This window comes from Amorphus orientalis, assembly GCF_030814015.1.
GTDB lineage: Bacteria > Pseudomonadota > Alphaproteobacteria > Rhizobiales > Amorphaceae > Amorphus > Amorphus orientalis.
The window spans coordinates 1422999-1435862 of the sequence record NZ_JAUSUL010000001.1 but is presented as its reverse complement, the minus strand read 5'-3'; the positions used below and the strand labels follow the sequence as shown (position 1 = coordinate 1435862).

Below are 12864 nucleotides of genomic sequence, written 5' to 3'. Positions count from 1 at the left end.
ACGCGGCCTTGCCGCATCAGCCTTCGGTGGCGCAATGAGGCCCTGACCAGTGATGGAAGGAACTCTCACCGCTGGCCCCATTTGCGCCGCTGTCGCTCGGATGCGGGGCTCTCCTGTTGACCCCTGGCCTCTTTATCGGCTGCAGCCGGCTGCGGCTCAGGTGCGCGATCTGCCTTCGGCCGATGCTGCAGCGGCGTCAGAAGGTCTGGCTGCCCCGAAGGCCGGCGCATCGCCCGAAGCGATGCCCATTCTTCCGGGCCCATCGTCGTCAGGCCGAGCTTTTCCGCCATGGCCATGGCGTAGACGCGGCAATCGAGAAGATGGTTGTCCCGCCGCAGGACCTTCCATTCCTCCTTGAACTTGCCTTTGACGACGCCGGAAACGAAGCTCTCGGCCGTCAGCTGCATGAAGTACTCTTTCGAATTGACGTTCTGGCTGAAGTGGCAGTAGCCGGGCGGGTCGAAATCGGCCCCCGCTGCCAGTCCAGGTTTGTGCAGGTTCGCCATCAACTCGGACTTGAGACCCCAGGTCCCGACCGGCCACAACATGGCGCTGCCGAAGCGCTTCCGCTTGCCGGTCTTCCGGATGGACGTCTTGGACGGCAACCCGATCGCGGCGACGCCTCTGCCCGGCTGGCCCTTGATCGCGACGGCGTCCCGGTGGCGACGCGCCCACTCAAGGGCCTGGTTCATTCGGCCGCCATCGCTGCCGTCGACAGCAAGCATGTCGATCAAGCGCGACTGCTTGAACACGTCGATCAGCGGTGACCGGTAGAAGTCAGCCAGCTCCGTCCAGGCGCCTCGGCTCGGATCGTCGGTGGCGCCCTCGAAGAAGCGCACCACGATCGACCAGCTCTGCCGATCTTCGGCAAATGCGACGACCTCGACCCAGATGCCGTTGTGCTGAATGTCAGCGCCGGCGGTGACCAGCAGCCCGTCGGCGGGGATCACGCCTTCCGGATAGTCTTCGCGGCGCTCCATGAGCCGATCGTAGTCCGGAGCATTGCCCCTCTCGCGAACCGGCAGGCCCAGGACGAGATTGTGGATCCCCTTTTCGCCGAGGCCGCCAGGCTTGGAGTGGGACAACACGTCCTCGGCGATCGCCTCGTAGCTCATCATGAGCGAGTCGAAGGCATCGACGTGAAAGCCGGGATGCCGGTCCGGACCTTCTTTCGTGGCAACAAACCGGCCACCGCGAACGGCAACGACCCGCTCGATCTCCGAAATCTCGTGCGTGCAGTTCTCGCACTGATACCGCGACTTATGCGGATGCGCGCGATCGAGGATGAAGTTCTCGAAGAACTGCTTCTGTTCGAACCCGCATTCGGGGCAGCGAATGTTCCAGAAACGCTGGTCGGACCGCTTGAAAGACCGGTCGATGCGGCAATGGCCTTCCGCCTCACCGAGCTCGTCGCCGGTGTCGATTTCAGGCGTGGACAGCTCGAAGACCTTGTAGGCCTTGGTTCGCCGATAGGCCGTGAAGCGACCGAAGAACAGCGTCTCCGGATCGTCACCGCTCGTGTGTGTCTTCCACTTGGAGACCTCATCCTTCACGCCGTACCGATCGGTCACGCCGGAGAGGTCGGTGGCGACGTTCGCGTTCGCGAGGGCAAGCGAGCCGCCCGCGAAGCGTTTCTCGTTGATTGTCGACCCGGCACCGGACCGGCTGATCGACGGATAGATGATCTCTTTTCCGGTCTCGCGCTGCCACGCATCGATCAGCGGAGAGAGCTTCTGGGAGTTGATGTCCTGCAGAAAGTCGATGGACGGCAGGGCGTAGAGGATGTTGTCCGGAGCGAGTTCGGCGAGGTAGAGGCACCAGGCGAGTGCCAGGATCGAGACACCGGTCTGCTGCGACTTCCGCACCGTCACGAGCGTGCACGGATCCTCGACGCTGAGACAGTCCGCGATCGCCCCCAGATAGGGGGCGTCGTCGATCGACCAGAACTCGCCTTTCTTCGGTCCGTCGACGAGGACGATGTTCTGAGGGAGCCACTCACGAAACGGTAACGGCGCCACGGGACGGATCGCGCGCGCAAGCGTCGACGCCACCAGCGCTTCGGCGCCCGGATGATGTCCCTGCAGGTGGAGCGTCATGCGGCGGTGTCTTCGCTTTCGTCCGCGATACGATCGTCATTCACCGGCGCGGCCCGCGCCAGAGCATCCAGTTCGTCCGCGATCTCGCGATTGATTTCGGCGGCGATCGTCCGGAGCAACGTGCGAAGCCCCTGAGACCCTTCGCGAGAGACGGCGAGCGCCATGTCGTCGGCGCGGTTCGGAAGCCGTGCCACAACGCTCTGGATCTTGCGGCCGGCGCCGGACAGGCCTTCCTGAAGCTTGTCGGCGCGGACGAGTTTCTTCAGCTCTTCCTGCTGCTGCAGCACCGCTCGGTCCAGGCGGAGCCAGGCTTCACGACGGAGCGCCTCGTCACGGGAATCCGAGTTCGCTGCAGCGGTTTCTTTTCCGCCTGCGGCAGATCCCCGTGCGGCCGTTGTCCGGGCCGAGCTCGCGAATTGCCCGCGATGGTGATCGTAGTGGGCAAGCGAGAACCGAGCGATGCGGTCCCGACCATCCCGCTCGACCGGCAGGTCGTGCTTGTCCACCAGCTGGCGCACGATCTTGGTGACGGCCTGCTTCGACACGCCGTCCCGCTCTGCCACCTCGCCCGGTGTGACCATCACGTGCGAGGCAGTGTCATCCATCACCATTCACTCGCGCGCGGTGACAACCGGAACCGCTCCGGCTGGCAACCGTGACAACCTAACTTTTGAGCCTGTGCGACTGGCCGTTTTTCGGGAGTCTTCCGCCCCGTGGCGGGTAGAACCGCGAAACGGTCCCTAGTGCGTTTCGGGGTCAAGCCAGGCTTGACCATCCAAGCCGATCAGCTGAAGGCGCCGCCGGTCGCCCGCTTGATCTCGTGTTCGAAGCGGCGCGGCATCACCGACGAGACGGTCCGTTCGAAGGCCGACTTCGTCGCGCCCCGCACCATCTCCTTCGGGATGAAGACACCCGACTTTTGCTTCTCGAACTCGTCCATGCCGGTTCTGGTTGTGCCACCAGTGCGCTTGAACACCTGTCCATTCCAGTTCGGCTTGATCACACGCTTGCTCCAAACCCAACCGGCCTTCATGAACGCGCCTTCGAAGATCTTCCGCTGACCGAACGGTGCCGCCGAAACCCCGCGCCGCGTCTCGCGCGCTCCGAAGAACTTCAGAGCCACTTCGCCGCCCTGGGCCGTCATAGTGTAGGTGAGCGTCGACGGATCGGACCGCGACACGCGCACGGCTTCGACGATCACCTTTCGCTTGAGCCCGGTCTGTTTCGGCAGCTGGCGCCGCACCTGGGTTCGTGCCGCGTCGCCGGTTCGGTTCACGACGCGGTTCTCGACGGCCCTCATCCGCTTGTCGCCGAGCACCTTCAACGCGCGCTCGTATCGGACGAGCCCGTCGATATTGCTCCAGCGCACGGAAAGCATGGCGTCTCGATTGTCGGGAAGCGGACACAAAAAACGCCCGGGCCGCCGTCAGGCTGATCCGAGCGCAGAAATCCAACGTGCCTATTCGCGCTGATCATGCTCCGCTTGTCAAGCGCCGCTTAAACGGACGGACGGAACCGCCTGCGGGAAAACGACTATTCCGATGCGTTTTCAACGTCTTCGACGATGCCCAGCGTCGGACGGGCGCCCTCTTCCATCGCACCCCGGATGCCGTACTGGCGCTGCGGCCACCAGAGATCCGCCAGCGAATCAAGCGCGGTCCGGATCAGATCAGCCGTGGCGCGATGCGCCCGCCCGGTCGGGCGGCCGTTTGACCCGGCACCGTATTCCGCGATCGCCGCATCCTCCACGGACGCGCCCTCGACTGCGATCTTCATCACCATGCGCGCCAGATCCGGGCCGAGAAACGTCCTGGCGTCGGCCAGATCCCGCGCTGCCAGCGTCATCGCCAGGACCGGCCCCTCTCCCTGCCCCTGATCGACGATATCCCGGGTCATGTCGACCGTGCGCAAACCCATCGCGCTCGCCGCCTCGCGCAGCCGGTTCGCCGCATCGAATTGGCGCTCGGTGATCTGCCGCTTGCGACGCATGGTATCGATCGCCGCGCACCGTCGCTGACGCCGCTCCACGCCGCCACTCTCATAGCCGCCTTCGACGGCCTCCATGACAAGGCCGCGCTCCGCCGCCGTCACCGGCGGCAAGGTCACCTTCCGCTTGCGCCTGCTCTTCGCCATTCCGCCTTCTCCCGCTCTGTCCCACCTGCCCCACCTTGGTTTTCAACGTGGGGCACCGATTTTTTCCGTCGTTTCAATTGCTTGCCCCACCTGCCCCACCTGCCCCACTTGAATGAAGATCCATGGGGATTGTGGAAGTCGCTCTCACCGCCCTTCACGCGCGCCCACGCGCGCGAAAAGGTGGGGCACGTGGGGCAGGTGGGGCACCGCATTGAGCTGCAATAGAAAATCAGCGCCCCACCTTCGCGCCGTGCCCCACCTCAAGGTGGGCCATGGCCGCGATCACGGGCTCGCTTCCTCACTCTCCTCGTCCCATGTCACATCCTGGCCGACGGAGGCCTCGAACCAGGCCCGCGCCGTGAGAAGCGGCGGGAAGTCGTAGCCCCAGGGGCGTATCTGCTTGCCGTCGTCGTCCAGGAAGACGCGCTTCTTTCGGACGATCCCAGGCACGAGCTTCTTCAGCTTGATCCCGAACTCGGTTTCGGTGGCGCGGCGCTTGATTCCGACACGTTCCGCGAAGGCAATGTAGGACGCGTGAAGACGATAGGTCGGAACCCAATCCTTCCATTCGTCGGTCCCGGGCAATTGCGCGCCCTCTCTCAGGCGCTCGAGCCACCAGCTCTCGATCGGGTCGAGCGAGCGCACCTTCTGTTCGAAGAGGCCGCCCGTTTTCGGGATATCGCGCAGGTCCACGCGCGAGAGATCGAAGTCGAGGAGGTAGTCTAGGAGCGCGGCGCGGTTTTCCGGCCGCATCGCCTCGGCAAAGAGCGAGGAGAAGTAGGCGCCATCGCCCTTCCCCTTGTCCTTGATGTCGAACACGGCGAAGCGCCGCTCGTCCTTGCCGGCCGGCACAACCCAGTCCTCGTTCGAGGTGACCAGGAGGCGCACGTAGTTCTTGATCTGGATCGGATCGACGCCCTTGTGCTCGATAAACTGGATGTCCGATGTCACCAGCCCCTTGAGCCGGCCCTCGGCATGCTTGTCGCCGGCCCAGAAGCCCTCGTCGGCCTGCAACAGCAGACACCCTTTCATGTGGGCGTTGAACTGGCCGATCAGGTAGCGCGGATCGTCGGCAAGGAAGTAGTGGGGGGCAAACAGCGAGCCGAACGTCTGGCCGATCATCGTCTTGCCGGTGCCCTGCCCGCCGCGGATGACGAGGGCGGTGCCGATGCGCTCGCGCGGCCGCTGGACCATGTGGGCGAACCAGGCGGTGACATAGTGGAAGAGCTCCTCGGAACCCTGGCACACCCGTTCAAGCAGATGATCGAGGATCGCCGAATTGTCCCCGTCCCGGCTCCGCTCGTATTCGAAGCCGCGCCAGAGGTTGTAGGTGCCGGCCGGCGCGGCCGCGTCGGGCCCGTCAGGGTCCGGTTCGAACACGATGCCGGAATATTGCCGGCGCGCCGGGTCCCGCATCCAGAGGGTGGATTTCGGGACGGCCTTCAGTTCCTTCTTCGAGTTTTCCAGGTACTCGACGCGATTGGCGTTCCAGGCATGGAAGGCCTCGAGGGAAAGCAGCTGCAGCCGCTCGTGCGGAGCTCCCTCGGGAAACTCGCGCAGGATCATGCAGCGCGACCCGACCAGCACGATCGCATAGCTGTCGTTGAACTCGTCGACCTCGTAGGGCCCGTCGCTCGGCAACGCGGCGTGGCCGGCGCCGGCGATCGACGCTCCGATGTCGTCGACCGTCGCGGCGTCCGGGTCTTTTCGATTGCCGGAAGCCATGATTAAGCCGCCTCCGCAGTCACTGATCGCCCTAGAAACCGAGCATGTTTTTGTAGATACAAAAAACACTTGCGGTTAGCAGTTTTTGTATATACGTTATTTCCATGGACACGCCGCGCACCATCGACTTCGACGACGCCAAGGAGGCGGAAAACATCGCGAAGCACGGCGTATCGTTCAACGAACTTGCGGACTTCGCGTTCGAAACAGCGATGGTGGAAGTCGACGACCGCCATGATTACGGCGAGCGGCGGGAAGTGGCATTGGGCTTCATCGGCCACCGCCTGCATGTCCTCGTGTTCACCATGCGCGACGAGACGCTTCGGGCAATCTCGCTGCGCAAGGCCAACAGACGGGAGATGAGAACCTATGACGACCATCAAGCCGAGGACTGACCGGCCCCGCATGACGAAGGACGAGGCCAGGCGTCTCGCGAAGGAAAACCTCGAGGCGATCACCGACGAGGAGGACGCCGCGATCACGGCCGCCGCCGAGGCCGATCCGGACAATCCTCCGGCCGATGACCTCTTCCGCCGCCGGCGCGGCGGGCGCCCCCCGGCCGAGACGCCGAAGAAATCGGTGAGCATCCGGCTCGACCAGGATGTCATCGACCGGCTCAAGGAAGGCGGACCTGGCTGGCAGACCCGCGCCAACGCCGCGCTCCGCAAAGCTGTCGGATTGAAGTAGTGCCAGACTGGAATCATTGGATCCCAATCACAGCTGCTTCCGTGCTCGGGGTATTTATGGGCGCGAGCGCGGTCGCTGTATTTTCTCCCGTATCGACGGAAACCTGGGAAGCGGTAGGAGCCCTCAGCGGCTGGGCGGCCGGTCTGGGTGCGTTCGTTGCCGCCTTGCTGACCCTTCGACCATTGCTCGGACAGCTTCATGAAGCTCGTAGGCAGACTGACTATATTGTCGGCGATAGCTACCCAACTCTCGACCTTTTCGTCGACCAAGATTTGCTTGCAACGAACGTCTTGAATGTCAGAATTACAAATTGGAACAGAAGATCTATAATCATTAGTGATTTCCGAATACACAAACCTCAGTGTTCGTTTCGCATCATAGATGCTGAGACTCGCAATAGACCCAAAGACGCCAAACCTGTTGGCCTCAGTCGGAGCAAAAAACACGCCGGTAAGATAGATTTCTATGGAGGCATTCGCTTGGCGGGGTGGGAAAACAGGTCCGAGATGCCAGCTCGATTCAGAATGAAAATAGAGGTCTATGATCAACATCAAAGAAAGAGACTCAGGGAAGCTATAACGTCGTGCGCGACCATCAGATTGGATGGCAAGATCGCAACCCTGCGGGCAGACATTGATTTGTCCGAAAATCAGAGCGATCAAGCGACCTCTCCCTGAAACAAATCCCCCGTCGCCTTGTTCTTTTCGGCGCGCTTGAGGTTGCGGACGGCGATTCGGAAATACTCCGGCTTCAGTTCGGTCCCGACGAAGCGGCGGCCGTGGCGGATCGCCTCGAAGCCCTCCGAGCCGATGCCCATGAATGGCGAATAGACCGTCTCGCCAGCGTTGGTGTACTGCAGTACCAGGCGGCGGGTCAGGTCGAGCGGCATGGGGCAGAGATGCCGTTCCTCGTCGCCTTTGGCGCCGACGTTCAGGACATCCGTCTCCCTTGTCGCCATCCACACCGGCGACGCCCATTCCTGCCAGACCTCAAGGGGATAGTCGTCCGGCGGATGCGAGACGCGCGGGGTGTCGTCCATACCGTCCGACCACTTCCGGAAGACGGCGATATATTCCGGCATGCCGCCGCCGGTGCGCGCGGCATCCTCCCGGAAGTGCTTGTAGAGAAGCCGGTCCGCCTTGGTCTTCTGCATCTCCTTGACCGGATCGCGCCACACCGTGACCAGCCGATGAAAGGTCCAGCCTTCGTCAACGTGCGCGGCGATGCATCCGCCGGTGAAGTGGTAGAGGCCGCGATCGCCTTTCTCGGAGGAGTTCGAGTAGTAGACGAGATCCTTGACGTGGATCGCCGTCAGCCGGCCCGGCCGCGTCACGCGCAGCTTCTCCCGGATCAGATGGCGGTAGGCGGCGAAGAACTCGTCATGGCTGCCAACATTGCCAAGGTCCCGCTCGCTCTCGGAATAGATGTAGAGCGACGAGAAGGGTGGAGAGTAGACTGAGAAGTCGATCGAATTGTCGGGCATTTCGGCCGTGAACTCGATCGTGTCGGCGTTGTAGGCGGCCCAGCCCTCGCCGGTCGCCTGGTCCAGAACCTGCGTCATGCCAGCCACGCGGGAAGCCGCGCCTCCTGTTCGGGTCGGTAGGATTGGAGAATGGCCGAGGCGCGCGCGGTGCGCGCCATCGCAGCCGTCATCTCGCGCTTCATGGAATCGTGGTCGCCGGCCTTGCGGCTGACCACCTGCCAGGCCGCATCTTCGGTGTCGGCACAGACGACGTGCACGTCGACGGCCCGCGCCTGGCGGAACCGCCAGCACCGGCGGACGGCCTGATAGAAGCTCTCGTAGGAAAACGAGAGCCCCATGAACGCCATGCAGGCGCAGTGCTGCCAGTTCAGCCCGTAGCCGGCGATCGACGGCTTGGTGACGAGGATCCGCGCCGCGCCGGTCGTGAAGGCGGCAAGGCGTTCCTCCTTGCGCTCGACCGGCATCGATCCGCGCACTTCCACCGCATCGGGAAGTTCGGCCATGACGGCATCCGCGTCATAGTCGGTCTCGACCCAGATCACCCAGGGTTCGCCCGGTTCGGCCGAGACGATCTCCGCGACCATCTCCGCCCGGGCGGAACACGTGAGGCGCTTCTCCCGATGGATCGACGTTGCCGAAACGTCCGGGATCCGGAACAGAAGACCCTGCCCCGTCTTTTCCGCGCCGGCATCGATCGAGCGATCGGCCGCGACGATGTGGCGATTGAGGTTGAGCGGCGGCAGCTCGTAGCCGTCGTCGGAAAAACCGAGATCGGACGGCTTCGACACGCACCGCGCCCATGAGGCAACCCAGTTCCAGTAGGGGCGCACGGCCGGACGCTTGAGCCGGTAGCGGCCGGCATTGGTCTGGTCCGCGATGAAGAACCGGGACAGCATTTCCGGAGCGCGCATGACACCCAGGAATTCAGAGTGCTGGCCGAGCTCGGTGTGATCGTTCGGCGCCGGTGTCGCACTGGCAGCGAGACGGTACGGTGTGCGATTGAATGCCTCGATCAGCCGTCGTGTCGTCTTGCCGGTGAACGACTTCAGGATCGAGCTCTCGTCGAGGATCACACCGCCCCAATCGTCCGGGTCGACGCTTTCCAGCCGCTCATAGTTGGTAACCGCCACGACCGGACGTGACGGCGCCGCACCTGTGCGCGATTGCACGGCCTCGATCCCGAAGCTGTCCGCTTCGGCGATGTGCTGCGGACCGACGGCGAGCGGCGCGAACATCAGCACCGGCTTGTTCGTGCGCCGCACGACCTCGTCGCCCCAGGCGAACTCCATCCCCGTCTTGCCAAGGCCGGTGTCGTAGAAAAGCGCCGAGCATCCGGCGCGCAAAGCGAATGCCGCCCCATGCCGCTGGTGGTCCGACAGCCGGGCAGGCAGCGCCGCCTCGTCCACGTCCGCAAAGCCGCTCGGTTCGAATGCGATGCGTTTCGCCGCAATCAGGTCGTGGTAGGATTGGAGGGTCACGCCGACACCTCCCGCGCTTCCGTGTGTCGGATTGCCATATCAGCGCAGTTCGCCTCGACGAGCGCGTCGGCAACGTCCGGCGAGACCGAATTTCCGCAGCACCGGCCTTGGACCTCTTGCGTCAGCGGGACGGCTTCGCCGTCCGGCCCAACGCCGGCGTCGATCCTGTACGTGTCCGGGAACCCCTGCGCGCGGAACCGCTCGCGCGGCGTCAGCATGCGCATGCCGATGTCGACGATGACGAAGGCCGCGCCGTCGATCGTCACCGTCACCAGGCCGTGGCGCGGCTTGGTGGTCACGGTGTGCAGCGCTTCGTCGACGCCCTGGATCGGGTCGCCGGCGCCGTAGTATTTGGCCAGGAACGCCGCGACGATGCCGGCATGACCGGTGCTCGCCGTGATGGTCGGAACGGGATGTTCGGCGGGATAGTCCGCCCGGGCGCTGCCCTTCATGTTGATCATGTGCGCGGCGACGAGGCCTTGCGTGCACCCCTTCCCGACGATTGTCGACACCGGCGCCCGCGCATCGTGCCCGACCATGTCGGTATTGTGCTGGGCAAGGAATGCCGCGACGAGCGAAGCCCCGTTGCCGGTCGGCACGACGACCGGGTGCGGCGTGTCGATTGCCCGCGTGCGCGGCTCCTGGCCTGGCCGCTCGCCATAGCGCGGCACCAGGTAAGGCGCGACAACCCCGAGCGGAACGGCGCCGCCCGGGCGGTCCGATTGGCCGTTTGCCGTCACCGTCGCCAGCGGCTCGCGCGCGTCGTGGCCGGTCGATCCCGACCGGAACTTGGTGACGAACGGGGTGATGACCGCATTCGTATCCTTCGCGCTGGCGGTGACCGTGTGGAGCGGCGCCGAGATCGGCCGGTTCAACCCGCCCTGCTGGCCGTAGGAAACGAAGGGTGTAACAAACGCCAGCTCGCCGCGGTTCGCCGTGGTGACGGTCCGCAGCGGCTCGGCAGAATCGTGGCATCGCGTGTCGCCGGCATGCGTCACCGGCACGATGAACGGCCGCTTTGCCTCGAGGACGTAGCGGACCACCCCTTTCGCCACCCGCCGCAGCGTCGCCTCGGCAAGCGGGCGGTTCGCCCGCACGCCCCATTTGGCTTTGATCTTGGCCGAGGTCTCGAAAATCGACGGGCACGGCAGCGACCAGTCGATGATCTCCGCCGCCGTCCGCCACGGGAGTTTATGTTTCCCGGTGCGGCCTCCGGCCGTCCGCACCTCCTGCAGGCCCGCGATCACGTCGGGATCGTCCGGTGCGCCGTGCGTCGGCTTCGGCCAGACGATCGGCTTGCCGTCGCGCCTGGCGATCAGGAATAGGCGCTTTCGAATCGTCGGCGCACCGTAGTCGCAGGCGCGCAGCTCGCGCCACTGGACGCGGTAGCCGAGCCGTTTCAGCTCGCCCACCCACCGGTCGAAGGTTTGCCCGCGCCGCTCGGGATCGGGATAGTAGCCTCCGCCCTCGCGTTCCTTGAGCGGCCCCCAATCCCGGAATTCCTCGACGTTCTCCAGGATGATCACGCGCGGCCGCGCCCGGCGCGCCCACAAAACGACGGTCCAAGCCAGATCGCGGATGGCCCGCTTGACCGGCCTGCCGCCCTTGGCCTTCGAGTGGTGCTTGCAGTCCGGCGAGGCCCAAAGCAACCCGACCGGCCGAAGTCCGACCACCTCCATCGGGTCGACCTGCCAGATGTTCCGGCTCAGATGGACCGTGTCGGGATGGTTGGCGCGGTGCATCGCCAGCGCCGCCGCGTCGTGGTTGATCGCGTAGTCCGGCGAGCGGCCGAGCGCCCGCTCGATCCCGACCGATGCCCCGCCGCCGCCGGCGAAGCTGTCGATGATCAATTCGCGACCATGGTCGGACGCGTCCCTCGGTGGCGGATCCCCTAGGGCTAACGCCCCTTGATCAATCCCGGTCGAACCACCGCCCCATGTATCTTGCCTCATCACGCCGCCCTCGCGGCCGCGGTGGGCTTCGGCCCATCGAGCCGCTGGACCGGTTCGCCGACTTCCCAGGCGCCCCGCATCGGCATGATCAGGGCCCGAAGACCGGGCACCGCGTCGGATGTGAAAACGAGCGGCTGGCCGTTCCCGGAAGAGGCGATCGTCACCTTGCCTGCCGGCATCGCCTGCAGAAGTTGAACCAGATAGTCCACGTTGACGTGAGTGCCCGCCGCCACCTCACCAGCTTCGATCGCCAGCCCGACCGGAACGATTACCTGGTCCGTGACGGTGGGCCGCGACTCGAGGTGCACGGTCGCGCGATCGACGACGATGCAGCACGAGCGGCGAACATCCCGCGATATCGCCTTGATGATCCGCCTGAGATGAAGTCCCGCGACGAGAAAGTGCGAGTGCGGCAGGGCTGCGATGCACTCCGCCCCATCCGGAATCACGCGACGCCAGTCGGGAAAGGTGCCGTCAATGAGGCGGGAGGAGATCCGGACGTCGCCGAGATCGAGTTCGATCTGAAGCCCCGAGATACGGACGGCAATCGCATCGTCGCCCGGCCAGAGCCGCACGATCTGCTCCACCAGCACTTTCGGCAGAATGACGCCCGGAAACGCGCCGCTGAGCCTTACATCGGAAATCGCGGAACCCGCCGGCACCTCGATCAGCCGATGCCCGTCCGTCGCGATCAGCGACCAAGCTCCGTGGTCGCCCTCCTGCTTGACCTGCTGCAGCGCCACGCCGTTCAGGTAGTAGCGGGTCTCTTCCCTCGAAATGAACGGCAAGGCCCGGCGGAATGCCCCGCGAATGGGTTCGGCCCACGTGCAGGCGAGCACCGGAGCCTCAAATTCCTTCGGAGCTGGAAAGTCAGCCGCCGGCGGTCCGGGCGGCATGCGCACTTTCGTCTCGCCGGCGGTGAAGCAGAGATCGTTCGAGCCGATGGCAATCGAGATCGTCTTCTCGCGCGGCACGGTCCGGACGAAGGCCAGGAGCGGGGCAAACGGCACACACACACCGGACCCGCGCCGAAGGGCCTCGTGGGAAGCCTCGGCGCTGACCGTGATCCACATATCGAGGTCAGTCCCCGACAGTTCGAGATGTCTACGGCCACGCGCTTTGATCCGGACGCAGCGCAACACCTCAATGTGCGATCGCGCGTCCACGATCGAGCGCAGCTTGTCCAGGGCATCACGCAGGACGCCTGCCGTTGCTGAAATCCGGGCCATCGAACCCTCCTCAGTGTTGGTCTAGTCCTGGCCTTGCGGCCCCGCTTCCCGATCCGGATCGATCGTCACGCGCGGGTCGCA

General features: G+C 64.7%; 12 protein-coding genes. 3 read left to right on the top strand and 9 right to left on the bottom strand.

Features of this window, described 5'->3' with window-relative positions:
- Nucleotides 1-65: 65 nt before the first annotated feature.
- From J2S73_RS06440 to J2S73_RS06420, 5 genes are all read right to left on the bottom strand, one after another.
- A complete protein-coding gene (locus J2S73_RS06440) occupies nucleotides 66-2096 on the bottom strand; it encodes a terminase gpA endonuclease subunit (protein ID WP_306884625.1) in 2031 nt (676 codons plus the stop codon).
- Complete coding sequence (locus tag J2S73_RS06435; protein WP_306884624.1) at nucleotides 2093-2701, bottom strand: hypothetical protein; 609 nt, start codon at nucleotides 2699-2701, stop codon at nucleotides 2093-2095. The genes J2S73_RS06440 and J2S73_RS06435 overlap by 4 nt, the downstream gene beginning before the upstream one ends.
- Nucleotides 2702-2880: 179 nt before the next feature.
- Nucleotides 2881-3474, bottom strand: a complete 594-nt coding sequence (locus tag J2S73_RS06430) for a phage tail protein (protein WP_306884623.1) — start codon at nucleotides 3472-3474, stop codon at nucleotides 2881-2883.
- 155 nt (nucleotides 3475-3629) lie between these two features.
- Nucleotides 3630-4229, bottom strand: coding sequence for a hypothetical protein (locus tag J2S73_RS06425; RefSeq protein ID WP_306884622.1), 600 nt, complete (start codon nucleotides 4227-4229; stop codon nucleotides 3630-3632).
- A 282-nt stretch (nucleotides 4230-4511) separates the two neighbouring features.
- Nucleotides 4512-5954, bottom strand: a complete 1443-nt coding sequence (locus tag J2S73_RS06420) for a DUF5906 domain-containing protein (RefSeq protein ID WP_306884621.1) — start codon at nucleotides 5952-5954, stop codon at nucleotides 4512-4514.
- Between the two features lie 104 nt (nucleotides 5955-6058).
- Between J2S73_RS06420 and J2S73_RS06415 the strand changes: the two genes are divergently transcribed.
- From J2S73_RS06415 to J2S73_RS06405, 3 genes are read left to right on the top strand one after another with little or no spacing between them, the layout of a single operon-like run.
- The gene (locus J2S73_RS06415) at nucleotides 6059-6349 is read left to right on the top strand and encodes a BrnT family toxin (protein ID WP_306884620.1); all 291 of its coding nucleotides are present in this window, start codon (nucleotides 6059-6061) and stop codon (nucleotides 6347-6349) included.
- A 10-nt stretch (nucleotides 6350-6359) separates the two neighbouring features.
- The gene (locus J2S73_RS06410; protein WP_306884619.1) at nucleotides 6360-6641 is read left to right on the top strand and encodes a BrnA antitoxin family protein; all 282 of its coding nucleotides are present in this window, start codon (nucleotides 6360-6362) and stop codon (nucleotides 6639-6641) included.
- The gene (locus J2S73_RS06405) at nucleotides 6641-7318 is read left to right on the top strand and encodes a hypothetical protein (protein ID WP_306884618.1); all 678 of its coding nucleotides are present in this window, start codon (nucleotides 6641-6643) and stop codon (nucleotides 7316-7318) included. Before J2S73_RS06410 ends, J2S73_RS06405 begins: the two co-directional genes overlap by 1 nt.
- On the opposite strand, the gene J2S73_RS06400 is transcribed toward J2S73_RS06405, so the two are convergent.
- The 4 genes from J2S73_RS06400 to J2S73_RS06385 are packed head-to-tail and all read right to left on the bottom strand — an operon-like array spanning nucleotide 7300 to nucleotide 12783.
- Complete coding sequence (locus tag J2S73_RS06400) at nucleotides 7300-8202, bottom strand: DNA-methyltransferase (RefSeq protein ID WP_306884953.1); 903 nt, start codon at nucleotides 8200-8202, stop codon at nucleotides 7300-7302. The genes J2S73_RS06405 and J2S73_RS06400 overlap by 19 nt on opposite strands.
- Complete coding sequence (locus J2S73_RS06395) at nucleotides 8199-9602, bottom strand: helicase-related protein (protein WP_306884617.1); 1404 nt, start codon at nucleotides 9600-9602, stop codon at nucleotides 8199-8201. The genes J2S73_RS06400 and J2S73_RS06395 overlap by 4 nt, the downstream gene beginning before the upstream one ends.
- Nucleotides 9599-11554 carry a DNA cytosine methyltransferase gene (locus tag J2S73_RS06390; RefSeq protein WP_442320060.1) on the bottom strand — a complete coding sequence of 652 codons (1956 nt, stop codon included), beginning with the start codon at nucleotides 11552-11554 and terminating at the stop codon, nucleotides 9599-9601. Before J2S73_RS06390 ends, J2S73_RS06395 begins: the two co-directional genes overlap by 4 nt.
- Nucleotides 11554-12783 (bottom strand): DNA polymerase III subunit beta, encoded by a 1230-nt coding sequence (locus tag J2S73_RS06385; RefSeq protein WP_306884615.1) that lies wholly within the window; start codon nucleotides 12781-12783, stop codon nucleotides 11554-11556. Before J2S73_RS06385 ends, J2S73_RS06390 begins: the two co-directional genes overlap by 1 nt.
- Between the last annotated feature and the right edge of the window lie 81 nt (nucleotides 12784-12864).